This is a genomic window from Lentzea sp. NPDC092896 (assembly GCF_044754905.1).
GTDB lineage: Bacteria > Actinomycetota > Actinomycetes > Mycobacteriales > Pseudonocardiaceae > Lentzea.
This window is the reverse complement of record NZ_JBIVPX010000007.1, coordinates 208,028-233,320: the sequence shown is the minus strand read 5'-3', so window position 1 is coordinate 233,320 and position 25,293 is coordinate 208,028. Positions and strand designations below refer to the sequence as shown.

Genomic DNA, 25,293 nt, shown 5'->3' with positions numbered 1-25,293 from the left:
CCCACGTACAACACCGGTACGCGGGCCATTCGGCCGCACCACCAGGAACCACCTCAAGCGCAGCTCTCATCGAACCAGACTTCGATACAGGCCCTAGTCCCGTTCGATCAGGTGCCCGATGACGTCCGGACCGGGATGCGCGTGGCCGGAGCCGTCCCGGCGCGGATCCACCTCCGGCAACTCCACCGGCGTGCCCTTGTCGTCCGCACCCGCCGGACGCGCGCCGATCCACGCGAGCACCAGGTGGTCCTCGCCCTTGAGGAAGCGCTGCGACCGCACGCCACCCGTCGCGCGCCCCTTGGCCGGGTACTCGCTGAACGGTGTGACCTTGACGCTCTGCCCGGACGAGGTGACGACCATCGGCTCACCGTGCTCGTCGTCGTCCGTGCGGATCGCACCGAAGAACACCACGTACGCGTCACCGCTCAGGTTGATGCCCGCCATGCCGCCGCCCTTGAGGCCCTGCGGCCGCACGAGCTTCGCGTCGTAGCGCAGCAGTGACGAGTCGGAGCTGACGAACGCGATCGTCTCGCTGCCGTCGGTGAGCCAGGTGCAGCCGACGATCTCGTCGCCGTCCTTGAGCGAGATGACCTCGAACTCGTCCGAACGGACCGGCCACTCCGGCACGCACACCTTGACCGTGCCGAGCTTCGTGCCCAGCGCCATGCCGGGTGAGTCCTTCGGGTCGAGCGGCGCGATGCCGACGACCTTCTCGCCCTTCTCCAGCGGCACCAGCTCACTCGCCGCCATGCCACCCCGCAGACTGACTGTGCCGCTTTGTTCCGGCAGCACGGGCAGTGGCAGCACGTCCGTCTTGAACGCACGCCCCAGGTTCGTGATCAGGATGACCTGACCACGCGCCGTGGAGTGCACAACGGCCAGCACGGCGTCGTGCTTCACCCGCCCCGCCCGCCGCTTGCCCTCGGACGCCTCCTCCGACTCCGCCGCGGTGCGCGCGACGAGACCGGCCGCGCTCAGGATCACCTGACACGGGTCGTCCGCCACCTCCAGCGGCCCGGCGGGCTTGGACGCCGCCAGCACCTCCTTGAGGTCGCCGTCGATGAGGCTCGTCCTGCGCTCGCCGCCCAGTTCCTTCGCCACGGCCGCGAGCTCGGTCGACACGAGCTTGCGGAGCACGCTCTCGTCGTCCAGGATCGCCGACAGCTCGGCGATCTCCTGACGGAGCTTGTCCTGCTCGTTCTCGAGCTCGAGCTTGTCGTACCGGGTGAGGCGGCGCAGCGGCGTGTCGAGGATGTAGGTGGCCTGGATCTCCGACAGCTTGAACTGCTTCATCAGGCCGTCCTTGGCGGCAGCCGCGTTCTCGCTGCCCCGGATCAGCTTGATGACCTTGTCGATGTCGAGCAGGGCGAGGAGAAGACCCTCGACCAGGTGCAGCCGTTCCTCGCGCTTGCGGCGACGGAACTTCGTGCGCCGCGTGACGACCTCGTAGCGGTGCTTGAGGAAGACCTCCAGCAACTGCTTGAGCCCGAGCGTCTGCGGCTGCCCGTCGACCAGCACCAGGTTGTTGATGCCGAACGACTGCTCCATCGGCGTCAGCCGGTACAGGTCCGCGAGCAGAGCCTGCGGGTTCACACCGACCTTGCACTCGATGACGAGCCGGATGCCGTTCTCGCGGTCCGTGAGGTCCTTGACGTCCGCGATGCCGGTGAGCCGCTTGGACTTGTTGACCTCGTCGGTGATCTTCTCGACGATCCGCTCGGAACCCACGCCGTACGGCAGCTCGGTGACCGTGATGGCCTGCCGGCCCCTGGAACCCTCCAGCGGCCCGATCTCGACCTTGGCACGCATCCTGACCACGCCGCGCCCGGTCTCGTAGGCCTTCCGGACCTCGTCGAGCCCGAGCAGGATGCCGCCGGTCGGCAGGTCGGGCCCCGGGATGAACTCCATGAGCTTGTCGAGACTCGCGTCCGGATGCGTGATCAGCCACCGCGCCGCCCCCACGACCTCGCGGAGGTTGTGCGGGATCATGTTCGTGGCCATGCCGACCGCGATGCCCGACGTGCCGTTGACCAGCAGGTTCGGGAACGCCGCCGGCAGCACGACCGGCTCCTGCAGCGAGCCGTCGTAGTTGGGCCGGAAGTCGACCGTGTCCTCGTTCAGCTCGCCGACGAGCTGCATGGCGACCGGGGACATGCGGCACTCGGTGTATCGCGATGCCGCCGGTCCATCGTCTGGAGACCCAAAATTTCCGTGCCCGTCGATCAAGGGCTCGTTCAGGCTGAAGTCCTGGGCGAGGCGGACCAACGCGTCGTAGATCGCCGTGTCGCCGTGCGGGTGGAACTTGCCCATTGTGTCGCCGACGACGCGCGACGACTTCACGTACGCGTGGTTCGGCCGGTACCCCTGCTCGTGCATCGAGTAGAGGATGCGGCGGTGCACCGGCTTGAGGCCGTCCCGCGCGTCCGGCAGTGCCCGCGAGTGGATGACCGAGTACGCGTACTCCAGGTACGAGTCCTCGATCTCCGTCTTCAGCGAGTTGTCGAGCACCTTGGCGCCCGCCCGGTCGAACGCGGCTGGGTCGACCTTGGTCGTGGGTCCCTTGCGGCGTGCCATGACTTCGTGACTCCGTCTGTCTCTTGAGGCTTAGAGGTCGATGGCCGACTGGTCGACCCGTGCGGCGGACTCGACGAGCCAGTTGCGGCGCGGCTCGACCTTCTCGCCCATCAGCAGTTCGAGGGCTTCCTCGGCGGCTTCGACGTCGTCCATCGTGATGCGCCGGACGGAGCGGGTGGACGGGTTCATCGTGGTCTCCCACAACTCGTCCGCGTCCATCTCGCCCAGGCCCTTGAACCGCGGCACCGGCGTGACGACCTGCTTGCCGGCCTTCTCCAGCGAGGCGACCTTCTGCTCCATCTGACGCTGGGTGAAGGTGAAGTGCGTTTCGGCGTTGCGGCCGCGCGTCATGACCTTGTGCAACGGGGGCATCGCCGCGTACAGGCGGCCGTCCTCGATCACCGGGCGCATGTACTTGGCGAACAACGTGATCAGCAACGTCCGGATGTGGCTGCCGTCGACGTCCGCGTCGGCCATCAGGATCACACGGCCGTACCGCATCTGCGGGAGGTCGAACGTGCGGCCGGTGCCGGCGCCCAGGACCTGGACGATGGAGGCGATCTCGGCGTTGCGCAACGTGTCGGCGAGCGAGGCCTTCTGGACGTTGAGGATCTTGCCGCGCAAGGGGAGCAGCGCCTGGTACTCCGAGACGCGCGCCATGCGAGCCGAACCCAACGCGCTGTCGCCCTCGACGAGGAACAGCTCGGAACGAGCCACCCCGGTGGTGCGGCAGTCGACGAGCTTCGCGGGCATCGCCGCGCCCTCGAGCGCCGTCTTGCGGCGGGCCGCGTCCTTCTGCTGCTTCTGCGTGAGCCGGACGCGGGAGGCGTCGACGACCTTCTGCAGGACGGTCTTGGCCTCCATCTTGGTCTTGCGGTCTTCGGTCCACGCGCGGACCTGCTGGTCGACGATGCCCTGCAGCACCTTGGTGATGCCGGCGGTGGAGAGTTCGTCCTTGGTCTGCGAGGTGAACTGCGGTTCGGGGATGCGGACGTGGATGACGGCCGTCATGCCCTCGAGCACGTCGTCGAGGGTCGGCATCTCCTCCTTGGGCTTCAGGAGCCCGCGGGTCTTGGAGATGGCGTCCTGGACGGACTTCACGACGGCCCGGTCGAAGCCTCGCCGGTGGGTGCCGCCGTGCACGTTGCGGATGGTGTTGGTGAAGCACTCGACGGTGCGCTCGTAGCCGGTGCCCCACCGCAAGGCCACTTCGATCTCGGCCTGACGCTCCACTTTGGACCGCATCACGCCGTTCTCGTCGGCGGCGTTCTCGAAGTAGGTGCCGGAGCCGGTGATCACCAGGGTGCCGGAGACCGCGCGGTCGCCGTTGGGGGCCAGGAAGTCGACCATGTCCGTGAGGCCGTGCGGGTAGTGGAAGACCTCTTCGGAGATGGTCTCTTCCAGTGCCGAACGGAGGACGTAGGTCACGCCGGGGACGAGGAACGCGGTGTTGCGCAGCTTGGTGCGGACGGTGTCCACGTCCAGGGAGGCGCCGTTTTCGAAGTACCGGGTGTCGTACCAGTAACGGGTCGAGGTGCCGGTCGACTCGTTGCGCTTCATCTTGCCGACGACGCTCAACCCGTTCTGGCGGGTGAACTTGGCCTTGGGGCCGGGGCCGTCGAAGACGCCGGGAACGCCGTGGGCGAACGACATCTCGTGGACCTTGCCGCCGCGCCGCACCGTGACGTCGTAGCGGTGGGAGAGGGCGTTGACCGCGGAGGCGCCGACGCCGTGCAGGCCGCCGGAGGTCTTGTAGCCGGAGCCGCCGAACTTGCCGCCGGCGTGCAGCTTCGTCAGCACGAGTTCCACACCGGACAGACCGGACTTCGCGTGCACGTCGGTGGGGATGCCCCGGCCGTCGTCGTCGACCTGGACGCTGCCGTCCGCGTGCAGGGTGACCACGATCTTCGTCGCGTGACCCGCGACGCCCTCGTCGGTGGAGTTGTCGACGATCTCGCTGAAGAGGTGGTTGATGCCCCGGCTGTCGGTCGACCCGATGTACATGCCTGGCCGTTTGCGGACGGCCTCCAGACCTTCCAGATGGGTGAGGTCGTCGGCCCCGTACAGGGTCTCTGCGGTCACGGGTACTGCTCCCTGATTGTGTGCGGACTGCCAGCAGGGTATCCGGCCCGACCGACAATTTTTCGCAGGACGCCCGTCACGGAAGTGGAAAGCGCCCTGAATGGTGCGTCACACCTCTGCCACCGACCCCTGCACAGCCCTGCTGACCTGCGAAATCCGGGGAGCCAGGCCCAAACGAGATCGGCAGACCGAACGGTTGGCTTGTTTCGCGCGCGCGAGCGGGGCTCGAGGCCGGGTACCCAGGCGCGTGCGCGGTCAATCCAGAGTCCGGATCAGGACGATCCCTCTGTCCTAAGTGGACCAAACCGCTCCGCCGGGGCAGGTCGGCGACGGCACGGGCCGAGGTTGCGCACGAGACCGTTCCGAGACCTTCCCGGAACCGACCCGTGAACCGGGATGAACATCGGCACGTATGCCCCGGTGTCGGAAACGGATCGAAGGACGGAGTGGTCGCGTGCGGCATGGTGTGGACTCGGGTCTCTTCCAGCAGACCGCGCACAGCCCGTCCTATTTCGAGCTGTCGCGGACGGGTGCGGGTGAGCTCGTCGACTTCTGCATCCCGTGCAATCCGTACTTCCCGACCCCGGAGATGTTCGAGGAGCTGTCCAAGAACCTGGAGTCGGTGCTCAAGTTCTACCCGAGCGATTCCAGCAAGATCGCGGACCAGCTCTCCAAGGTGCTGGGGCTGAACCCGGCGACGCTCGCGATGTCGAACGGCTCGACCGAGCTCATCACGTGGATGGACCACCTGTGGATCCACGAGAGCATCGCCATCCCGATCCCCACCTTCGGGCGCTGGACGGACCAGCCGATGGAGAGCAACAAGCGCGTCGACATGTTCCTGCTCCAGGAGAGCAACAACTTCGAGCTCGACATCGACGAGTACATCAAGTTCATCCGCACGCGGGGCAGCAGGGTCGCGGTCATCTGCAACCCGAACAATCCCGACGGCGGCTACCTGCCGCGCCGGGAGATCATCCGGTTCATGGACGAGCTGTCCGACCTCGACCTGATCGTGATCGACGAGTCGTTCATCGACTTCGTCGAGGTCGAGCGCAATCCGTCGGTCGCCGCCGAGGCGTCCATCCGGCCCAACGTGGTCGTGCTGAAGAGCCTCGGCAAGAACTTCGGCCTGCACGGCATCCGGTTCGGCTACCTGATCGCGAACCCGGGACTGGCCGGGAAGATGCGCAAGACGCTGCCGAAGTGGAACCTCAATTCCCTCGCGGAGACCGTCGTGTTCATGCTGGCCGAGCACGAGGCGGAGTACGCCGAGAGCCTGCGGCTGCTCAGCCGCGACCGGTACCGCATGGGCATGGAGCTCTCGCGCATTCCCGACCTGACCGTCTACTCGTCGCAGGCGAACTTCCTGTTCGTGAAGCTCGGCGGGGGCATGGACGGCCGCGAACTGCGCGACCACCTGCTGGCCAAGCACCAGGTCTTCATCCGCGAATGCGGCAACAAGCTCGGTATGACCAGCAAGTTCGCCCGGCTGGTCGTCCGTCCCGAACAGGACGTGGAACGGCTCGTCGAGGGCATCCGCGACTTCACCCAGGCGAGGTGGACCAGCCACGCCGTTCATTCCAACCACTCCAGCGAACCGTCGCTGCTCATGCACAGCGCCTGAACACAACAGCACCCTGCATTCTCATTCTCCGAAAGGTTGCCCACAGATGTCATCACCGCACGCCCTCAGCGGTCGGCGCGGCCAGGTGGCTGCGGCCGCGCTGGTGGCCGCCACACTGCTGAACGCGGCCATGTTCGGCGGTACGAATGCCACGGCGTCGTCTCACCGTGAGGCTCCGCTCATCGCGGGCGACCCGGCAGTGGACAACACCGACCTGTACGCGTTCGTGAGTCCGGACCACAAGGACACCGTGACGCTGGTCGGCAACTGGTCCGGGTTCCAGGAACCCAACGGTGGCCCCAACTTCTTCCCGTGGGCCGAGGACGCGCAGTACGACTTCAACGTCGACAGCGACGGCGACGCCAAGCCCGACGTCACGCTGCGGTTCACGTTCGAGAACGACGACCGGCGCAAGAACGACACGTTCCTGTACTCCAACGGTGTCGTGGACTCGCTCGACGACGAGAACCTGCTGTTCCGGCAGCGCTACGACCTCGAGGCGATCTACCAGAACGGCCAGAAGGTCAAGCTCGCCGACAACGCCCCGGTGGCGCCGTCCCCGAACGGCCCGGCGTCGATGCCGGACTTCAAGAAGCTGCGCGACCAGGCGATCACGCAGATCGCCGGTGGCGGCAAGGTCTACGTGGGCCCGTCCGAGGACGCGTTCTTCGCCGACCTGCGGGTGTTCGACCTGCTCTACGGCGGCAACCTGAGCGAGGTCGGCCAGGACACGCTGCGCGGCTACAACGTCAACACCATCGCGATCCAGCTGCCCAAGCACGCGCTGGCGCTGCGCAACGACGTGCACCGCAACCCGAACATCGGCATCTGGAGCACCACCCAGAAGCGCAGCCTGAAGCTCTCGCCGGGCAAGGCGGAGGCGACCGGTGACTTCGTGCAGGTCTCCCGCCTGGGCAACCCGCTGGTGAACGAGGTCGTGGCCCCCGCGGGTCTCAAGGACGCGTTCAACGGCCTGCGCCCCGACCAGGACGCCGGTGTGAAGGAGCTCGTCGACCGGGTGGTGAACCCGGAGCTGCCGAAGCTCGTCGAGGCGATCTACAAGATCCCGGCACCGCAGGGTCAGCGCGACGACCTGGCCGAGATCTTCCTGACCGGCATCACGAAGAAGCTCGGCGCGCAGATCAACGCCGACCTGAACTCGCAGGTCAACAACGCGGACGTGGACGCGCGGAAGTTCCGCCCGTCCGAGATGCTGCGGCTGAACATGATGATCGACCCGAACGCCAACCCGAACCGCCTGGGCCTGCTCGCGGGTGACACGCAGGGCTTCCCGAACGGCCGGCGCCTCACCGACGACGTGGTGGACATCGCCGTGCAGGCGATGGAGGGTGCCGCGGCGTCCGGCAAGCTCGTCGACGCGCTCGCCACCGGTGACAAGGTCGACGCCAACGACCAGCCGTTCGAGGCGAACTTCCCGTACGTCGGCCTGCCGCGCAACGGCACCGCCGTCAACGCCTCCGGCACCACGGCCGAGGTCGCGGTCAACCCGGTCGGCAAGATCGGCAACATCGACCCGATGGCCATGACCACCGCGGTGGGCTCGGCGTTCGTGTTCGGCGCCGGTTTCTTCCTGTGGCGCAAGCGCCAGGCATCGATCCGCAAGTACGGGTCGCACTCGAAGTGAAGTACCAACAACGGCAGGCCGTCGCGGTGGTTCTCCTGGTCACCGCGGCGCTTGCCTACCTCGCCGCCTCCGGTCCTGCCGACAGCAGGGCCGGGGGCGCGCCCCCTGCGCCCCCGGTTCCGGCGGTGGCGCAGCAGAACCAGATGCACCGCGTGGTGCACCAGCTTCAGCAGCGGCTGCACGAGCTTCCGCAGGACAAGGACTCCTGGGCCAGGCTCGGGTCGTCCTATGTGGAACTGGCTCGGGTCACGGCCGATCCGGCGTACTACGCGAAGGCCGAAGGCGCTTTGAAGAACGCGGGTGACACGGGCCTGGCCGCGATCGGCATGGGCACGCTGGCCAACTCCCGCCACGACTTCCACACGGCCAGCGACTGGGCTCAGAAGGCCATCACCGCACTGCCGTCCTCCTCGGAGGCGTACGGCGTGCTGGCGGACGCGTTGACGCAACTGGGCGACGACGCGGGCGCGCAGGACGCGGTGCAGAAGATGCTGGATCTCAAGCCCAACACGGCGTCGTTCGCCCGCGCTTCCTTCCACTTCGAACTCCACGGTGACGTCGACGGTGCCCGCGACGCGATGCAGCGCGCGCTGAAGTCCTCCACGACGCCAGAGGAGATCGCGTTCTGCCGTTACCGGCTGGGCGAACTCGCGTTCGACCACAACCGGCTCGACGAAGCCGCTCAGCACTACGAGCAGGGACTGGCGGCGAGAGGAGACGACATGACTCTCACTCAGGGCATGGCCAAGATCGACGCGGCGCGAGGTGACGTCCCGGTGGCGCTCGACGCGTACCGCAGGCTCGTCGCACGCGCTCCCCTGCCCCAGTACCTGCAGGAGTACGCGGAACTGCTGGAGGCCAACGGCCGCACCGACGAGGCCGCGCGGCAGTACGACGTCCTGTCCGAGCAGCAACGGCTGATGGAGTCCCAGGGTGCTTCCGACGATCTGGCCGCGGCCCTCGTCGCCGCGGACCGAGGTGATGGCATGCAGGCACTGCGCCGTGCGGAAGCCGAGTGGAGTCGCCGGCAGAGCGTTTTCGTGGCCGACGCGATGGCCTGGGCGTTGCACGTGAACGGAAGGGACGCCGAGGCGTTGGGCTACTCCGACCGCGCGGTGGCGCTGGGCTGGCAGAACGCCACGTTCTCCTATCACCGCGGCATGATCCTGGCCGCGCTCGGCCGCGTCGCCGAGGCCCAGGAGTCGCTGGTGCAGGCGCTGCGGCTGAACGCGAACTTCTCCCCGTTGCAGGCGCTCAAGGCCGGCCGCAAGCTCGCGGAGCTTCGAGGCGGCCGGTGAGCCTGTCCAACTGGGTGGTGCGGCCCGTCCTGGTGGCGGCGTTGCTGCTCGCCGGCATCTTCTTCATCAACGGCGAGGCGTCCGCCCACCCGTTGGGCAACTTCAGCGTCAACCACTACCACGGGCTGCACCTGCACCCCGACCGGATCGACCTCAGATCCGTGGTCGACGTGGCGGAGATCCCGACGCTGCAGGAGAACCTGAAGACGCGCGACGCGAAGCAGTGGTGCGACGAGGTCTCCAGGACCGATCGCTCCACTGTGGACGGCCGGCAGATCTCCTGGACGCTCTCCAGCTCCACGAAGGAGCACCCGGTCGGCCAGGCCGATCTCAGCACGACCCGGCTGGTCTGCGAGTTCACCGCCAGGGTGGACCTGGACCGGCCGGCCAGGCTCGAGTTCCGCGACGAGTCGAACGTCGACCGGGTCGGCTGGCGTGAGATCACCGCCGCCGGCACCGGCATCAGAATCGCGGACTCGCCGGTGCCGACCGAGAGCATCAGCGACGAACTGCGGACGTACCCGGAGGACCTGCTCAGCAGTCCGATGGACGTCCGCTCCGTCGCGTTCAGCGCCGAACCGGGCAGCGGGTCCGAGCCGAAGAAGGCCACCGGCTCCCCCATCCAGTCGTTCAGCGTCACGGCGGCCAAGCTCAACGACATCCTGGGCAGCGACGACCTCACGCCGTGGCTCGGGTTTTTGGCGTTGTTGCTGTCGTTGGTGCTCGGCGCGTCGCACGCGGCGTTGCCCGGTCACGGCAAGACGCTCATCGCGGCCTATCTGGCCGGTCGCCAGGGCACGCCGAAGGACGCGTTCATCGTCGGTGCGTCGGTCACGGCCACGCACACCGGTGGCGTGCTGATCCTCGGTTTGATCATCAGCGCGTCGAGCGCGCTCGCCGGTGAACAGGTGCTGCGCTGGCTCGGGCTGGTCAGCGGCCTGCTGATCGCGGTGATCGGCGTGATGCTGCTGCGCTCGGCCCTGTCGACGACCCGCGAACCCGCGCTCGCCGGAGCCCTGACGGGACACGGGCACGGCCACGGACATGGGCACGGTCATGGCCACGGACACGGTCATGGGCACGGCCACGGGTACAGCCGCGCGAGCCTCATCGGCATGGGCGCGGCCAACGGCCTGGTCCCCTCGCCGTCCGCACTGGTGGTCCTGCTGGGCGCGATGGCCCTGGGCCGCACGTGGTTCGGCGTCCTGCTGGTCGTCGGCTACGGAATCGGCATGGCCGGCACGCTCACCGCGGTCGGCCTGCTGCTCGTGAAGGCGCGCGACCGCGTCGAGAGAATCCTGGACGGCCGTGCCACCCGCATGCTGTCGCATTACGCACCTGTCGGCACAGCCGCGATGGTCATCGTCGTCGGCGCGTGGCTGACATTGCAGGCCGTCTAATTACACCAATGCAACTCGAAGGGCCCGGATTCGACTGAATCCGGGCCCTTCGAGTTGTTTCCGTCCTTACAGGTTCGCCACCACGAACTGCTTGCCCTCGGTGTTCTCGACCGCGATCGACTTCACCTGGTCCGGCGGGACGCTGACCATGCCCCGCACGGTCGCGCCCTCGACCTTCGCCTTCTCGGACGAGGTCCAGGCGAACGCCTCGGTCTTGGTGCCGTCCTTGCCGATCACGACCAGCTTGCACTTCTGCAGTGCCGGCAGGCCGTTGACCTCGGCCGTGACCAGGTACCGGTCCTGAGACGAAGGCTCGATGTTCGCCTTCAGCTCGATCCCGCCGGTCGCCTTGCCCTCGCCCGTGCGAGGTCCGGCGATCGTCGACTGCGGTGCCTGGTTCTGCATGAGCGCCGCAGCACCCCCGAACGCGACCACCGCGGCCACGGCCGCGGCGACGAGGTAGCCCGGCCAGCGTCGTGGCCTGGCGTGCAGCGGTTCGGGGAGGTCCTCCACCGGTCGTGGAGGACTGGCTCTCGGGCGTGGGTCGGACTCCCGCTGCTGCGGAATGACCGACTCCTGCCTGATCTGCCGCAGCGTGCGCTGCAGCACCAGGTCCGACGGCATGGGCAGGTCGTCCTCGAGCTCGTGCAGAAATGCCTCACGTGGCACGTCGTCAAGTGCTGTGCGGATCCGATGGAAGTCGGCGACCTGCGCACGGCAGGACGGACAGCCCCGAAGGTGCTGCTCCACGCCAAGACTCTCGTGCGCGTCCAGAACGCCGAGCGCGTAGCAGCCAAGGGTGACCGCGTCGTGCGCGCCAGCTGTCATACGACCTCCTCGTCGTCCCGATTTGCCCCCGCGGCGAAACGGTGTCACGAAGGAAAACGGGCAGATAGGAGTGGTCGGTTCAGCTTGCGAACGAGTTCATTCTGATTGCGCATAACAATGGCATTACGTAACCGCTCAACTACGGTTCCAGCCCTGTCTGAGCTGCGCTTTTCACTCGATCGGACGACTCAAGGTGTTCCGTACGACTACAGGCACGTCTCTGGACGAACCAGCGGTCGTTCCTCCGTCTCAATGAACACCGCGAGGCCGTCCAGGACCCTGGCGAGACCGAACTCGAACTGGTCGAGCATCCGCTCGAAGCCCCCCGAGTTCCAGATGTGGGTCATCATCGGCAACCGGTCAGGCGTGAAGTGCTCCCAGAGCGCCTCCCTGCCGTTCCACCAGTCCTCCTCGGACACGCCGCTCTCCCGTTCGGCCCGCACGCGGTCCGCCATCGTCCGGCCGACGCCCTCGACGAAGTGGGACACCGCCGTCACGACCGCCACGATCTCCTCGGACGCCAGCCCCAGCTCGGACACGACCGCGTAGGCGGCGTCCTGGCGGGTCATGGCCTGCGGGCCGGGCATCCGCCGCGACGCCGTCAGCTGGAGCATCCACGGGTGCGCGCGGTACATCGCCCACACCTGCCGCGCGAAGAAGTCCAGTCCGGCCCGCCACGGGCCCTGCGGCGTGTGCTCGGTCTCGCCCCACACGGCGTCGACCATCAGGTCCAGCAGCTCGGACTTGCCCGGCACGTGCCGGTAGAGCGACATGGTGGTGAAGCCCAGCGTCTCGGCGACCCGGCGCATGGTGAGCGCCTCGACCCCCTCGGCGTCGGCCACCTTGATGGCCGCCTCGACCACCCGTGACTGGCTCAGCGCGGCCTTCGGTCCCCTCGTCGGCTCGGCCGGCGGCTCCCACAGCAGCCGCACGCTCCGGTCACGATCGCTCTTCACCCATCCCCCTTCACAAACTCCTTGCATGTGAATCCTAGAACCGTGTACAACGTACACTCTGTATACAACGTAAGCAGTTAGCTGTTGGGGGTGAAGGCGTGGGACACGCGGTGCTCGCGGAAGGCCTGCGGAAGGTGTTCGACGAGAAGGCGGCGCTCGACGGGTTCGACCTGGCCGTACCGGCGGGAACGGTCTGCGGGCTGCTCGGCCCGAACGGCGCCGGCAAGACCACGGCGGTGCGCATCCTGGCCACGTTGCTGCGCCTGGACGGCGGCCGTGCCGAGGTCGCGGGCCACGACGTGGCGCGGGAGGCACCGGCGGTGCGCCGTCAGGTGGCGTTGAACGGCCAGCAGTCCACCGTCGACGACGTGCTGACCGGCAAGGAGAACCTGGTCATGTGGGGGCGGCTCTACCACCTGGGCAAGCGCCAGGCCGAGGTCCGGGCCGACGAGCTGCTGGAGCAGTTCGGGCTCACCGACGCGGCCGGCAAGCGGGCCAAGCTGTACTCGGGTGGCATGCGGCGGCGCCTGGACCTGGCGTCGAGCTTCATCATGCGCCCGTCGGTGCTGTTCCTCGACGAACCGACGACCGGACTCGACCCGCGCAACCGCGGCGAGGTGTGGCGGGAGGTGAAGCGGGTCGTCGCCGAGGGGACGACGGTGCTGCTGACCACGCAGTACCTGGACGAGGCCGACCAGCTCGCCGACCAGATCGTCGTGATGGACACCGGCCGGGTGGCGGCGCAGGGCACGCCGGACCAGCTCAAGTCCAAGCTCGGCGGCGACCGGATCGAGGTGGTGGTCCGCGACGCCGACGAGCTGCCGGTCGTGCGGGACGTCCTCGGCCCGGACGCCGAGGTGGACCTCGACACGTTCCGGGTCAGCGCGGCGGTGGCCGACCGGGTGGCGGCGCTGACGCGGGTGACGTCGGCACTGGCCGCTCACGGCGTCGAGGCCGAGGACATCGCGCTGCGGCGGCCAACGCTCGACGACGTCTTCCTCGCCATCACCGGCCACAGGGCAGTCGCGGAGGCGCAGGCATGAGGTACGCGGCCATCGACTCGTGGATCGTCGCCAGACGGGACCTGATCCACTGGGTGCGCGAACCCGTCAGGGTGTTCGCGAACCTCGCCTACCCGATCATCTCGGTGCTGATCTTCGGGTTGGTGTTCGGCAGCGCGATGAACGTCTTCGGCGGCGGCGACTACATCGAGTTCCTGCTGCCGGGCATGTTCGGCCAGACCATCGCGTTCGGCATCGCGAGCACGATCATGATGGTGTCGATGGACGCCGACCGGGGCGTCACGGACCGGTTCCGCGCCTCGCCGATGTCCCAGACCGGCGTCGTGGCCGGGCGCAGCATCGCGGACCTGGTGAACTCGTCGCTGGAGCTGCTGGTGCTCGCGCTGTGCGGGCTGGTGATCGGCTGGTCGTTCCGCGACGGGCTGTTCAACGCGCTGGTGGCGTTCGCGCTGTTCCTGTGGCTGCGGTTCGCCCTGGTCTGGGTCGGCATCTACCTCGGCCTGCTGGTCAAGCCGGAAGCGGCGCAGGCGTCGTGGATGTTCCTGTTCCCGCTGACGATGTTCGCGAACACGTTCGTCTCGCCGGAACTGATGCCGGGCTGGCTGCGGGTCGTCGCGGAGTGGAACCCGCTGTCGTCGACCGTGGCCGCGGCGCGGGAGCTGTTCGGCAACCCCGGTGTCGGCGGCGACTCGTGGGCCGCGCAGAACTCGCTGCTACTCGCTGTGCTGTGGCCTGCGGTGTTCGTGGCGATCTTCTGGCCGTTGTCGGTGTTGAAGTACCGCAACCTCAGCCGCTAGGAAGTCGTCCCGGAACTGGCCGGCGAGCCACCGCGCGAGCAGTCGCCGCCAGTTCCGGACCCTGGCCAGGTTCTCCGGTGTCAGCGTCCGGTCGTCCTCCCACTCCTGCCAGTCCTCGCTCGCGAGCCAGCCGATGCACCCGGCGATCCGGTGCACGCGCAGCAGGGCCGGGTCCGGCCGGGTGCCGTAACCGATCCAGAACGCCTGGGGCAGCACGGTTCCGTGCAGGTAGAGGTGCTCCTCGAACGCCGCGAGCTCGTCGAGCGGGTTGCCCTGGCCGGGGTTGTCCCAGTCGATCAGGGTGGCTTTGTCTTCTCCGACGATGATGTTGTGGAGGTTCACGTCGTTGTGCAGCAGACCGACGCGGTGGATCTTCCGGAACGCCAGGCCGATGCTGCGCCAGACCTCCTCGGAGACCGGCAGCGCGTCCGCGAGCGTCCGGCCCTCGACGTACTCGACCAGCACGTCACCGCGGCCGTTGTGCGCGAGGACCTCCGGCGCGCCGGGCACGACGAACTTCGGCAGGTCGCGCGCGACTTTGGGTTGCCGCAGCACGGCTTTGCGCCCGTCGGCCAGCGTGACGAGGTGCAGGACGTTGGTGAGACCTTCTCCTGGCAGCGGTTCGACGCGCAGAGCGGTCTCCAGCAACCGGAACAAACACCCACCTCCCGTGGCAACGGTGTAACACAAGACACATCGGACAGATAAGGATCGTCGGGGGATGCATTCGGCGGCGAAGTACGCATGGAGGCCTACCGATGGTTCGACGTCCTCGGCGCGTGGCGCTGTTATCGGTCCTGACACTGGTTCTACCACTGGCTGTGACCGGACAGGCACTCGCTGATCCCAACAACAACTCCCCTGCGAAACTCACCAAAGCCGTGACGCTGAACGGTGTCCTGCGACATCTCGACGCGTTCCAGTCCATCGCGGACACCCACGGCGACCGCGCGGCCGGACGTCCTGGATACCAGGCGTCGGTGAACTACGTGGTCTCGCAACTGACCGCGGCCGGCTACTCGCCGAGCGTGCAGTCGTTCGACTTCCCGTACGTGGAGGACAACTCCCGGCTCGACCGCGTCGCACCGGCGCCGCGGGTCTTCCAGCGCGACACCGACTTCAACCGCAACGGGTTCGTCCCGACGGCCGAGGGCGACGTCACGGGCGTCATCCAGCCCGTCGACGTGGTCGTTCCCCCGACCCCGGTACCGAACGGCAACAGCAGCGGCTGCGAGGCCGCGGACTTCGCCGGGTTCGTTCCCGGCCGGATCGCGATGCTGCAACGCGGCACCTGCGGGTTCAACGTCAAGGCGCTGAACGCCCAGGCCGCGGGCGCGTCGGCGGCGATCCTGTTCAACGAGGGCCAGCCCGGCCGCACCGGCCTGGTCACGCCCATCGGGGACACACCGGGTCTCGCGATCCCCGTGGTGTTCGCGACCTACGCCGCCGCCTCGGAGCTCATCGTGCTCACGCCCGGCGCCACGGTCCGGGTGAAGGTCGACTTCACCGAGGAGACCCGGCAGGCGTGGAACGTGTTCGCTGAGACCCGTGACGGCAACGCGAACAACGTCGTGATGTCCGGCGCGCACCTCGACAGCGTCCAGGACGGACCGGGCATCAACGACAACGGCAGCGGCTCGGCGGCGTTGCTGGAGACGGCGATCCAGATGAAGAAGGTCAAGCCCAACGCGAAGGTCCGCTTCGCCTGGTGGGGCGCCGAGGAGGAGGGCCTACTGGGGTCCGAGCACTACGTCGCCACGCTGCCGCAGGCCGAGCGGGACAAGATCGCGCTGTACCTGAACTTCGACATGGTCGGCTCGCCGAACCACTTCTACGGCATCTACGACGGTGACGACTCCAGCGGCACCGCGCCCGTGGCGATCCCGCCGGGGTCGGCGCAGATCGAGGACGTCTTCGAGAAGTTCTACGCCGACCGCGGGCTGCCCTCGGAGGACACGGACTTCTCCGGACGGTCGGACTACGGGCCGTTCATCGCGGTCAACATCCCGGCCGGCGGCCTGTTCACCGGAGCCGAGGACGTGAAGACGGCCGAACAGGCGGCACGGTACGGCGGCACCGCGGGCATCGCGTTCGACCCGTGCTACCACCAGCCGTGCGACAACAGGTCGAACCTGAACCTGACCGCCCTGGACGTCAACGCCGACGCGATCGCCACCGCGGTGATCACGTTCGCGTTCGACACCTCGACGGTGAACGGCGTGCGCGCGCCCGGCAAGTCGCACGGACGCGCGCCGCAGGGTTCCGCTAGCTAGCCCAGAGGTCGCACCGGTGATCCGCCGGTGCGACCGGCTCGGTCGCGAAGAGCCGGACGTCCTGGCGTGCCCAGCCGGGACGTCCGGTCCGCGCGAACCGGGTCCACACCTCGACCATCTCGTCGGAGAGCCTCTGCTGCTTCCCGGCGAGCTCGACGCCGGCGTACCGCATCAGGAACGGCAGTTCCGAGCCGTGATAAGCGCCGTACGGGAAGTCCGGCATGCCCGGGAAGATCATCGGCGGCTCTGGTTCGGCGAACTCGTAGCCGAACGCGTGCGTCTGCGCGCGCAGTTCGGCGGTCGGGCAGGCCGAGGTCATGTCCGAGAGCGCCGCGGAGAGCGGCACCCGTTCGTCGCCACCGCGCGGTGGGTAGGCGGCCAGGATCCGCTGCGCCTTGGCCGTGCCGAAGCCGTCGGTCAGCGCCTGCTCGTACCCGGCGGCGTCCAGTGGTGGGTAGAACATCGCGGCGAACACCGAGAACTCGTCGCGCGCGGTGCCCGCGAGCACCGGGATCCGGTGGAAGCGGCCCTCGCGCACAGCCGTGATCGGGTTCTCCGGCAGGGCTTCCGTGCCGTACGCGGGCGACGAGAACTGCGGTGTCAGCGCTCTGACCCGCTCGACCGTGAGCGCCCGCAGGCACGCGACGTCGGCACAGCCCGACGCCTGGGCACCGGCCCGTTCGACGTCCTCGCGCTTGGCCCAGGTGTGCTGGACGTTGTTCTCGCCCGCCGGGACGCCGAACTGGCACGGTCCACTTTGGATGATCGCCCGGTGGAACAGGCCGCGCGTCCCGGGCGAGGTCAGCTGCGCGCACGTCGACAGCCCGCCCGCCGACGCACCGAAGAGCGTGACGTTGTGCGGATCGCCGCCGAACTGCCTGATGTTGCGCTGGACCCAGCCGAGCGCGGCCTGCTGGTCGCGCAGGCCGAACGCGCCGGAGCCGTCGAGTCCCGGGAAGCCGAAGTACCCGAACGCGCCGAGCCGGTAGTTGATGGTGACGACGACGGAACCGTTGTGCACCAACTGGTCCACGCCGTAGTCGGAGCCGGCGCCGCTGGTGAAGCTGCCGCCGTGGATCCAGACCAGGACCGGGCGGTTCGTGGCGCGGACCGGCGTGGTGACGTTGAGATGCAGGCAGTCTTCGTCGGTCTCGCAACGAGGACCGGGCTTGTCTGCCTTGAGAACACCCTGCCAGGGCTTCGCGGGCTGCGGATCGCGCCAGCGGTTCTCCCCGACGGGCGGGGCGGCGAACGGGATGCCCTGGAACGAACGCCGGGCATCGACGGTGGTTCCTGACACGAATCCGGTGTCAGTGCGGACGATTCCCGCGGCGTGGGCGGGAACAGCGGTTGCGGCAACGAGTGCGGCCGCCATCAATGTGGTTGAGGTTGAACGCATGTCACGATCAACCTAAACGCCACCGCAACCTCTTTAGACAGCAGCCTTGGTGCGGGACAACAACCGTGCCGCGACCGCCGCCGGCAGGTACATCAGCACCCCGTACACGGCGGGCGGAATCGCCATCGTCTCGTCGTTCAGCACGGTCAGCGCCAGCGTGATCGCGATCGTGGCGTTGTGGATGCCGATCTCCATCGCCGACGCGATCGCCTGCTTGCGCTCGACCTTGAACGCCTTGGGCACGTAGTAGCCGATCAGCAGGCTGAAGATGCTCAGCAGCAACGCCACCGGGCCGAGCGTGCCGATGTTGTCGATCAGCTGCTGGTAGGCCTGCGCGATCGCGGCGATGATGACGAGCACCAGCACCACGACCGACGCGATGCGCACCGGGTCGTTCATCTTCAGGGCCCACGCCTCGAACTTGCGGCGCACCAGCATGCCGATCGCCACCGGCACCAGCACGATCGCGAACACCTGCACGAACTTCGCCGGCTGCAACCCGACCTCGGCGCTGTCCGCCATGAAGTGCGCCATGCTCAGGCCGACGACCAACGGCAGCGTGAACACCGCGAGCACCGAGTTGATCGCGGTGAGCGTGATGTTGAGCGCCACGTCCCCGCCGGCGAGGTGGCTGAAGAGGTTCGCCGACGTGCCGCCCGGCGACGCGACGAGCAGCATCATGCCGACCGCGAGCACGCCCTTGAGCCCGAACGCGAGCACCAGCCCGAGGCAGATCGCCGGCAGGACGACCACCTGACAGACCAGTGCGATGACCGCGGCCTTGGGATACTTCGCGACCCTGGCGAAGTCATCGGTGGTCAGGGTGAGACCGAGCCCGAACATCACCAGGCCCAGTGCCAGCGGCAGGAAGATCTGTACGACTAGCACGGCGGCCTCCGCGGATGTCCAGCTTGTGCAGTTTGATCTGTTCGGAAGATCCTGGCGTTACGCCCGGCCCGATGGAATCGGCCAGGTGGCGGCACCACACCCCAGATCCGTGATAGTCCTGTAGAAAACCTTCTGGGGGCAGAAATGATTGCGGTGGTGCTGGGAGCGACCGGCAAGCAGGGCGGTGCCGTGACGCGGCACCTCGTCGCGGCGGGCTGGGACGTCCGCGCGGCGACCCGGAACGCTTCGGCTCAGGTACCCGGCGCGTCGACGGTCGTCGCTGATCAGGACTCTCCGGAGTCGTTGACGCGCGCCTTCGCCGGTGCCGACGCGGTGTTCAGCGTGCAGCCCGCGCCGCACGACCCGCGCTCCCCGCAGGGCTACTCCCCCGCCGCCGAGACCCGGTGGGGCCGCAACGTCGCCGACGCCGCGCAGGCCGCGGGCGTCGCACACCTCGTGTACGCGTCGCTGGTGGAGGCCGTCGAGGAGACCGGCGTCGCGTCGTTCGACAGCAAGTGGGAGGTCGAACGGCACATCGCCGCCATCGGCCTGCCCACGACCGTGCTCCGGCCGACGACGTTCATGGACGGCCTGTACGCGCCGGGCCTGCCGAAGCTGACGCACCTGCTGCACCCGTCGGTCCGCTACCACCTGATCGCCGTGGACGACATCGGCGCGATCGCCGCACGCGTCTTCGCCGACCCCGCACGGTTCATCGGCTCGTCGCTCACGCTGGCCGGGGATCTGCTGACGCCGGTGGAGATCGCTGGGCTGATGGGCCTCGAGTACGAACAGTTCCAGGTGGACGATCCGGAACTGCGGAAGGTGTTCAGCGGCAACGCCCAGCCGGAGGTCGACATCGAGGCGTTGCGCGCCCTCCACCCGGGACTGCGTTCGTTCGCCGGCTTCTTGTCGGACGCCCGCGGCTAGCGCACCCTGATGCGATGGCGCGTCTGCTGACCCCGCGCTTCGCCCTTCTCACCGCAGCTGACCTGGGCTACTTCACCGCGATGGGCATCGCGGTCTACGCGCTGCCCCTCTACGTCACCGGCCCGTTGCACGCCTCCAAGGCCGCGGCGGGGCTGGCGTTCGGCACGTTCGCGGTCTCGGCCCTGGTGCTGCGCCCGATCGCCGGCCGCCTGACCGACCGGGCCGGCCGAAGACCGTTGCTGGTGGGCGGTGCCGTGCTCGCGGCCGTCAGCCTCGCCCTCACCGCCCTGGCCACCGATCTGCCGTCGATCGTCGCCCTGCGCCTGCTGCTCGGGGTCGCCGAGGCCGCGTTCTTCGTGGCCGGGTTCGCGGCCCTGGTCGACATCTCCCCGCCGGACCGCCTCGGCGAGGCCCTCAGCCTCAACTCGCTCGGCCTCTACCTCGGTCTCGCCGCTGGCCCACCGCTGGGCGAGGTCCTCACGCAACGGTCGTTCCCCACCGCCTGGCTCGCCGCGGCCGCGCTCTGCGTGGCCGGCGGTGTCGCCGCGGTGTTCGTCGGCGAGACCGGCACGCCGTCGGACGGCCCTCGCACCCCGTTGATCCACCGCCCGGCCATCGCGCCGAGCATCGCGCTCTGCACGGCGATCGCGGCCAGCGGCGGATTCCTCGCGTTCGCCTCGATCCGGGCGCAGGAGATCGGCCTCGGCAACGCCAGCCTCCCGCTGTTCCTCTACGGCGCCACGGTCGTCGTCGCCAGAGCAGTCTTCGCCAAGGTCCCGGACCGCCTGCCGCCGTTGCTGCTCGGCGCGATCGCCCTGGCGGTCATCGCGGCTGGACTGTTCCTCATGCCGTTCAGCCTGATCGCGGGCAGCGTCGTGCTCGGAGCCGGCGTCACGTTCAGCACGCCCGCGTTCTTCGCCGCCGTCTTCGCCACCGCGCGGCCGGACCAGCGCGGCGCCGCGTCCGGGACGGCCAGCGCGTTCCTCGACATCGGGCTGGGCGGTGGGCCGATTCTGCTCGGCCTCGTCGCGAACGTCTCCACCTCCGCCGCGCTGGCCTCGGCGGGAGCGGTCGCGCTGGCCGGCTGTCTGTGGACGATCCGGCTGCGACACTGATCGTCGTGCAGATCGGCGTCTTCACCGCGGGCGACCTCCAGCCGTCGGAGATCGTCGCCGTGGCGATCGCGGCCGATCAGGCGGGTCTCGACGTCTTCGCGGTCGGCGAGCACCACAACCCGCCCTACAACTCCTCCTGCCCCGCCACGCTCCTGGCCCACATCGCGGCTCGCACGACTCTGGGGCTGTCCACGGCCACCACGCTGATCACCACGAACGACCCGGCGCGGCTCGCCGCCGAGTACGCGACGCTCGCCCTCCTCGCCCCTGACAGGACCGATCTGGTGCTCGGCCGCGGTAACACGGCGAGGGTGTTCGGCTGGTTCGGCAGGGAGATCGAGTACAGCCTGCCGTTGACGGTCGAGCACTACCTGGCTTTCACGACACTGTGGCCCGAGCGGCCCTACCTCTGGCACGCCTGCACGCGGTCGCCCGAGATCGCCGATCTGGCTGCGGAGCACGACGACGGGCTGTTCGTGTTCGCCGACCAGACCGAGCACCTCGGCCGGTACCGCGACCAGGCCGCGCATCCTCGAGTCGGCGTGCTGGCTCGTGAGCTGGACGAGGGTCTGGAGTGGGAACCTGACCGCCTGCTCGTGAAAGTCGGCAGCCCCGCGGAGGTCGAAAAGCTAGGGTCGGCCGTGTGTTCAGCCTTGCCACACCGCCGCTCTTCACCCGTCTCCACGCCGCCCGGAACATCCTGATCGCCGGGGCGGGCGGCGGCTTCGACGTGTTCGCGGGCATCCCGCTCGGCGTCGCGTTGCGCGGCCATGGCAAGCGCGTGCACTACGCCAGCCTCAGCTTCAGCGACCTCGAACGCCTCGACCTCGACGCGTGGCTGGAGCGTGGACTCGCCGCCGTCGCACCGGAAACCTCCGGCGAGGACGCGTACTTCCCCGAACGCGAGCTTGCGCGGTTCCTCAACGACACCGTCTACGCGTTCCCGCGCACGGGCGTGCGGCCGTTGCGCAGCGCCTACCGCACGATCATCAAGAAACACGCCATCGACGCGGTCGTGCTCGTCGACGGCGGCACGGACATCCTGCTGCGCGGGGACGAACAGCACCTCGGCACGCCCACCGAGGACATGACGAGCCTCGCTGCCGTCCACGGCATCGACGGCATCACGAAGATCGTGACCAGCCTCGGGTTCGGCATCGACGCGCACCACGGCGTGTGCCACGCGCACGTGCTGGAGAACCTTGCCGCACTGGACAAGCAGGGCGCCTACCTCGGCGCGTTGTCGATCCCGTCGGACAGCCACGAGGCCCGCGCCTACACGACAGCGGTGCAGCAGGCGCAGGACGCGACGCCGTTGTCGCCGAGCATCGTGAACGGGCAGATCGCCGCCTCGTTGCGCGGCGAGTTCGGGAACGTGCAGTTCACCACCCGCACCGAGGGCAGCGAGTTGTTCGTGAACCCGTTGATGGGCGTGTACTTCAGCGTCGATCTGGACGCGCTGGCCCGCGGCGTGCACTACCTGCCGGCACTGGAGAAGACGCGGACGGCGTTCGACGTGGCGCTCGCGATCGAGGAGTACCGCGAGGGCGTCGACGACCGACGCCCTCGCCGCGCACTCCCTCACTGACGTCGGATGATCAGCGCCACCCCCAGAACCAGCACGCCGATGGCGATGGCCGAGCCCAGCACCCACAGTCCGTAGACGGCGAAAGCCACGAACTCCGAGGCGATCGCGGCCACGGACGTCACGGTCGCACGGGCATCGGACTCGATCCGGTGCTGGAGCTCGGTTTCCACGTGCACCAGCACGAACCGGTACAGGCCGTAGAACAGTCCCAGCAGGACGATCGCCGGCGGAACCGCCAGCCACGCGGCCACGATCAGCAGCGCGCCCGAGGCGAACAGCACCCAGCCGCGGAACGGCAGGCGCCCGCCCAGCGAGGCACCGGCCGCGCCCATCAGCGGTATGCCGATCGTCGCCAGCGGCACCCACACCGTCGGCACGTCCCAGTCCTGGGCCAGCAGCGTGAAGTACTCCTCGAACGCGTCGAGCGCGTACACCAGAGCCACTGCCAGCACGGCACGTTTGATCGGGATGGACGCTTTCAGGCCTGTCTTCAGCGTCGCGAAGTAGCCGGGTTCGTCGTCCTCACCGGAGTCGCGTTCGGGTTCCGGGAACCTCAACGCGATCACGGACGACGCGAGGCACATCGCGACGGACGCCCAGCCCGCGAGTTGGTAGCCACCAAAGGAGAACAGGGCCGTGGCCACGACCGCGACCGGCACCTGAGCGATCAGCTCGATGGTGTCGACGCGAGCGTTGAGCCGTCCGTACTGGTCCTCGTCACCGCCGGCCGCCAGCCCGTCGTACAGCAGGGCTTCGAACGCACCTGAGGTGAGCGTTCCGCCAAGACCCCACAACACGAAACCGGCCGCGAAACCCCAGAACGACGGGAACAGCACCCAGGCCGCGTAGCCGGCGGCCTGCAGCGCACCGGCGACCACCAGGGAACCGCGCCGCGAGAACCGGTCCGCGAGAGCGCCGGACGGCACCTCGAAGACCACCGCGGTCAGCGACCAGATGGCGAGCAGCACCGAGATCTGGGCGTCGGACAGCCCGCTGTCGGCGAAGAGCAACGCGTACAGGGCGTAAATGGGGATGAGGTGCGAACACCACGCGTACGCCGTCGCGGTTCGGGTCAGATCAGTTGAAGATCAATGTCGTCGTCGCATGGCACAAGACTAGGCCGCCAGCGCCACCGATTAAATGGCGCTGACGGCCCGTAGCCGGTTACCTACCCGACGTGGCTAGAAACCAGCGGTGATCTTCGTGAACGCCAGGTCGGCCTGTTGGATGCCGGAGCAGCCCGCGGACACCTGGCCGTCGCAGCCGCCGCGGTCGCGGTTGACCGACCAGAAGGCCAGTCGCCCGAGGCCGTTGGCCTTCGACCAGTCGCGGATCGCGGTCCAGTCGTCGACCGTGGTCAGCTCGCGCTGGTCCGACAGGCCGTTCATGCCCGAGATGCCGACGTGCTTGAACGCCTCGGCGTCGCTCCAGCCGAAGGTCGACTTGAGCTTGTTCTTCAGCCCCGTGGCCGCGCCGATGGTGTCGGTGCGGATGTTGGAGCTGCCGAAGTCGAACGGCATGAGCGTGAACACGTCGATGTTCGCGCCCAGCGCCTTGGACTGGTCGATCAGCCGGTTGCCGTAGAAGTTCGGGCCGGTGGTCGACGTGCCGAAGGTGACGATCGTCTGGATGCCGGGGTTGTTCTGCTTGACGATCTTCAGGGCCGTGATGATCCGGTCCTGCACGACGGTGTTCTCGAACTCGTCGGAGTTCTCGATGTCGATGTCGATCGCCTTGAGCCCGTAGGCGTTGATGACCTGCTGGTAGGCACCAGCGAGCGCCTCGGGGGTCGAGCAGTTCGGGCCCAGCTTGTTGCCGCTCCAGCCACCGAACGACGGCACGATGTCACCGCCGGCCGCGCGGATGGCGTTGATCGTCTGCTGGTCGGCGCCACCGGTCAGCGGACGCTGGCCGTCCCACGCCGGGTTGCAGCCGCCGCTCGACAGCACGAACGCGAGCGTGAACCACTTGACGCCGGTGTCCTTCATGACCTGCGTCGCGTTCTGCGGGTCACCCCAGCCCAGGTACAGGTAGGGCGCGCCACGCCCGTTGCCGGGCAACGGCGGGTTCGACGTCGTCGTGGTGGTGGTCGTCGTGGTCGTCGTCGGCGGGTTGCCGGTGCCGTCGCACGAACCGCCGTTGACCTTGCAGTTGGACGGGTTCGCGCCGGAACCCTTCACGGTGAAGCCGAAACTGGTGCTGCCACCGACCGGAACGTTGCCGTTCCACGTGCTGCGGACGGTGATGTTCTGGCCGTTGGCGGCATAGCTGCCGTCCCACAGCGACGCGATCGACTGCCCACTGGGCAGCGTGAACTCGACGGTCCACGACGAGAGCGCGGACCCGCCGCTGTTGGAGATCGTGTACTTGGCCTCGTAGCCGCTGCCCCAGTCCGACGTCTTGGTGAACGCCGCCGTCACGCCCGACGCGCCGCTCGCGGGCGCGGCGACAACGCCTCCGACCACGGTGGCTATCGCCAGGCCGATGGTCAGGATCTGCCAGCGAAACTTCTTCATGGTGCTCCATTCACGTGCAGGGGGTACGTGATGACAGGCACGTTAACTGGTCTAAACCACCTGTTCAAGGGGATGAACCGGACATCGTTCGCCCTCGTCAGCGCGGTTCGAGAGAACGCTCTCACGCTCAGTCCACTTGACATGGTTGTCAGTTGACCACTGACGAAAGTCCCTGACGTGGGTGAAACCGGTACCGAGACCGGGACCGTGTCAGGTGGCTCGTTCGAGGTGTTCGCGGGCCGTGGCCCAGAGGCGTTCGAACTCGCCGGCGGAGATCTCCTCGACGCCGGGCCAGTCTCGCAGCACGCACAGCGTGCCTCTCTTCGCCAACGTTGACGTTGTCGTTGGCCGCAGG

20 protein-coding genes are annotated in these 25,293 nt (G+C 68.3%); 11 read left to right on the top strand and 9 right to left on the bottom strand.

From position 1 onward, the window contains the following. Positions 1–93 precede the first annotated feature (93 nt). Both ACIQF0_RS31435 and ACIQF0_RS31430 read right to left on the bottom strand, forming a co-directional pair. Positions 94–2,574 carry a DNA topoisomerase (ATP-hydrolyzing) gene (locus ACIQF0_RS31435; RefSeq protein ID WP_360034518.1) on the bottom strand — a complete coding sequence of 827 codons (2,481 nt, stop codon included), beginning with the start codon at positions 2,572–2,574 and terminating at the stop codon, positions 94–96. Between the two features lie 30 nt (positions 2,575–2,604). Further along, the gene (locus tag ACIQF0_RS31430) at positions 2,605–4,656 is read right to left on the bottom strand and encodes a type IIA DNA topoisomerase subunit B (protein ID WP_401035373.1); all 2,052 of its coding nucleotides are present in this window, start codon (positions 4,654–4,656) and stop codon (positions 2,605–2,607) included. Positions 4,657–5,110: 454 nt separating this feature from the next. On the opposite strand from ACIQF0_RS31430, the gene ACIQF0_RS31425 reads away from it, so the two are divergent. The 4 genes from ACIQF0_RS31425 to ACIQF0_RS31410 are packed head-to-tail and all read left to right on the top strand — an operon-like array spanning position 5,111 to position 10,626. Further along, positions 5,111–6,283: a pyridoxal phosphate-dependent aminotransferase gene (locus tag ACIQF0_RS31425; RefSeq protein ID WP_401035370.1), complete on the top strand. Its 1,173-nt coding sequence runs from the start codon at positions 5,111–5,113 to the stop codon at positions 6,281–6,283. Between the two features lie 46 nt (positions 6,284–6,329). Beyond that, complete coding sequence (locus ACIQF0_RS31420) at positions 6,330–7,928, top strand: DUF4331 domain-containing protein (protein WP_401035367.1); 1,599 nt, start codon at positions 6,330–6,332, stop codon at positions 7,926–7,928. Continuing rightward, positions 7,925–9,226 carry a tetratricopeptide repeat protein gene (locus ACIQF0_RS31415; protein ID WP_401035364.1) on the top strand — a complete coding sequence of 434 codons (1,302 nt, stop codon included), beginning with the start codon at positions 7,925–7,927 and terminating at the stop codon, positions 9,224–9,226. Before ACIQF0_RS31420 ends, ACIQF0_RS31415 begins: the two co-directional genes overlap by 4 nt. After that, entirely contained in the window at positions 9,223–10,626 is a 1,404-nt protein-coding gene (locus tag ACIQF0_RS31410) for a nickel/cobalt transporter (protein WP_401035362.1), read from the top strand. Before ACIQF0_RS31415 ends, ACIQF0_RS31410 begins: the two co-directional genes overlap by 4 nt. A 66-nt stretch (positions 10,627–10,692) precedes the next feature. Here the strand turns inward: ACIQF0_RS31410 and ACIQF0_RS31405 are convergent, their stop codons facing one another. Both ACIQF0_RS31405 and ACIQF0_RS31400 read right to left on the bottom strand, forming a co-directional pair. Further along, entirely contained in the window at positions 10,693–11,454 is a 762-nt protein-coding gene (locus ACIQF0_RS31405; RefSeq protein ID WP_401035359.1) for an anti-sigma factor family protein, read from the bottom strand. 206 nt (positions 11,455–11,660) lie between these two features. Continuing rightward, positions 11,661–12,410, bottom strand: coding sequence for a TetR/AcrR family transcriptional regulator (locus tag ACIQF0_RS31400; protein ID WP_360034538.1), 750 nt, complete (start codon positions 12,408–12,410; stop codon positions 11,661–11,663). 98 nt (positions 12,411–12,508) lie between these two features. Here ACIQF0_RS31400 and ACIQF0_RS31395 point away from each other — a divergent pair, with 98 nt between their 5' ends. Together ACIQF0_RS31395 and ACIQF0_RS31390 are read left to right on the top strand one after the other, a co-directional pair. Further along, positions 12,509–13,453, top strand: coding sequence for an ATP-binding cassette domain-containing protein (locus ACIQF0_RS31395; protein ID WP_401035357.1), 945 nt, complete (start codon positions 12,509–12,511; stop codon positions 13,451–13,453). Further along, the gene (locus ACIQF0_RS31390; RefSeq protein ID WP_401035354.1) at positions 13,450–14,229 is read left to right on the top strand and encodes an ABC transporter permease; all 780 of its coding nucleotides are present in this window, start codon (positions 13,450–13,452) and stop codon (positions 14,227–14,229) included. The genes ACIQF0_RS31395 and ACIQF0_RS31390 overlap by 4 nt, the downstream gene beginning before the upstream one ends. Here ACIQF0_RS31390 and ACIQF0_RS31385 read toward each other — a convergent pair. Next, a complete protein-coding gene (locus ACIQF0_RS31385) occupies positions 14,146–14,886 on the bottom strand; it encodes a lipopolysaccharide kinase InaA family protein (RefSeq protein ID WP_401035352.1) in 741 nt (246 codons plus the stop codon). The two genes, ACIQF0_RS31390 and ACIQF0_RS31385, sit on opposite strands and share 84 nt — an antisense overlap. A gap of 164 nt (positions 14,887–15,050) precedes the next feature. On the opposite strand from ACIQF0_RS31385, the gene ACIQF0_RS31380 reads away from it, so the two are divergent. Then, positions 15,051–16,502 (top strand): M20/M25/M40 family metallo-hydrolase, encoded by a 1,452-nt coding sequence (locus tag ACIQF0_RS31380; protein WP_401035351.1) that lies wholly within the window; start codon positions 15,051–15,053, stop codon positions 16,500–16,502. Here ACIQF0_RS31380 and ACIQF0_RS31375 read toward each other — a convergent pair. Together ACIQF0_RS31375 and ACIQF0_RS31370 are read right to left on the bottom strand one after the other, a co-directional pair. Then, complete coding sequence (locus ACIQF0_RS31375; RefSeq protein ID WP_401035925.1) at positions 16,495–17,877, bottom strand: carboxylesterase/lipase family protein; 1,383 nt, start codon at positions 17,875–17,877, stop codon at positions 16,495–16,497. The two genes, ACIQF0_RS31380 and ACIQF0_RS31375, sit on opposite strands and share 8 nt — an antisense overlap. A 57-nt stretch (positions 17,878–17,934) precedes the next feature. Continuing rightward, positions 17,935–18,789 (bottom strand): bile acid:sodium symporter family protein, encoded by an 855-nt coding sequence (locus tag ACIQF0_RS31370; RefSeq protein ID WP_401035349.1) that lies wholly within the window; start codon positions 18,787–18,789, stop codon positions 17,935–17,937. 156 nt (positions 18,790–18,945) lie between these two features. Here ACIQF0_RS31370 and ACIQF0_RS31365 point away from each other — a divergent pair, with 156 nt between their 5' ends. Genes ACIQF0_RS31365 through ACIQF0_RS31350 form a run of 4 tightly spaced genes read left to right on the top strand, consistent with a single transcriptional unit; the run spans position 18,946 to position 22,422 of the window. Beyond that, a complete protein-coding gene (locus ACIQF0_RS31365; RefSeq protein ID WP_401035346.1) occupies positions 18,946–19,719 on the top strand; it encodes an NmrA family NAD(P)-binding protein in 774 nt (257 codons plus the stop codon). 14 nt (positions 19,720–19,733) lie between these two features. Then, positions 19,734–20,834 (top strand): MFS transporter, encoded by a 1,101-nt coding sequence (locus ACIQF0_RS31360; protein WP_401035343.1) that lies wholly within the window; start codon positions 19,734–19,736, stop codon positions 20,832–20,834. A gap of 5 nt (positions 20,835–20,839) precedes the next feature. Beyond that, entirely contained in the window at positions 20,840–21,538 is a 699-nt protein-coding gene (locus tag ACIQF0_RS31355) for an LLM class flavin-dependent oxidoreductase (protein ID WP_401035341.1), read from the top strand. Next, a complete protein-coding gene (locus tag ACIQF0_RS31350; protein ID WP_401035339.1) occupies positions 21,478–22,422 on the top strand; it encodes a DUF1152 domain-containing protein in 945 nt (314 codons plus the stop codon). The genes ACIQF0_RS31355 and ACIQF0_RS31350 overlap by 61 nt, the downstream gene beginning before the upstream one ends. Here the strand turns inward: ACIQF0_RS31350 and ACIQF0_RS31345 are convergent. Both ACIQF0_RS31345 and ACIQF0_RS31340 read right to left on the bottom strand, forming a co-directional pair. Further along, on the bottom strand, positions 22,416–23,450 hold the full coding sequence (locus ACIQF0_RS31345) for an MFS transporter (protein ID WP_401035923.1): 1,035 nt from the start codon (positions 23,448–23,450) through the stop codon (positions 22,416–22,418). The two genes, ACIQF0_RS31350 and ACIQF0_RS31345, sit on opposite strands and share 7 nt — an antisense overlap. 153 nt (positions 23,451–23,603) lie before the next feature. Continuing rightward, positions 23,604–24,938, bottom strand: coding sequence for a cellulose binding domain-containing protein (locus ACIQF0_RS31340; RefSeq protein ID WP_360034571.1), 1,335 nt, complete (start codon positions 24,936–24,938; stop codon positions 23,604–23,606). Positions 24,939–25,293 lie beyond the last annotated feature (355 nt).